General features: G+C 43.0%; 1 protein-coding gene. It reads right to left on the reverse strand.

What is annotated here, in order from left to right:
• On the reverse strand, positions 1–711 hold a 711-nt coding region (locus CCAND38_RS12065; protein ID WP_042345533.1), incomplete at both ends, for an Ig-like domain-containing protein.

Here is a 711-nt window from a genome sequence, read left to right on the forward strand (position 1 = left end):
AAGTCTGTCGAAGGAGTAAACGTATATGTTCCGTCTGCGTTCAACACAAAGGTATGTCCTCCTGTGGTATTTGTCTGAGTTGTCCACACTTGGGTATCTCCTTCTGGGTCTATATCGTTCGTACCTACGTTTCCTGAAACCGGTGTATTAACATACGTATTGTTAATATCATCTTTCGCTACGGTCGTATTTGTTGGTGTTACTACCTCCGTAACTGTTATTACTACAGTAGCCGTAGCACAAGTAATCGTTCCTGATTTTGTACAGATTCTATAACCTATCGTATACGTTCCCGTTGGTGTACCTGATGGTACCGTAACATTTCCTGTTACAGGGTCTAAGTTCGGTACTATCGCTCCCGTTGGGGTTGACGTTACAGTTATCGTTACATCAGATGTTGTCGGTGTATTAGTACCAATTTTATCATTATCCAATACGTTCACTACAGTTCCACTTTGAGTGGTCGTTACAGTTACTGGGTCGTCAGTAGCCATGATTACCGTAGGGGTTGTTACAGCTGTAACTATTACAGTTACCGTAGCTGTGTCGCAAGTAATCGTTCCTGATTTTGTACAGATGCTATAACCTATCGTATACGTTCCCGTTGGCGTACCTGACGGCACCATAACATTTCCTGTCGATGGGTCTAAGTTCGGTACGATTGTTCCCGTTGGGGTTGACGTTACAGTTATCGTTACATCAGATGTTGTT

Source organism: Capnocytophaga canis (assembly GCF_000827555.1).
Taxonomy (GTDB): domain Bacteria; phylum Bacteroidota; class Bacteroidia; order Flavobacteriales; family Flavobacteriaceae; genus Capnocytophaga; species Capnocytophaga canis.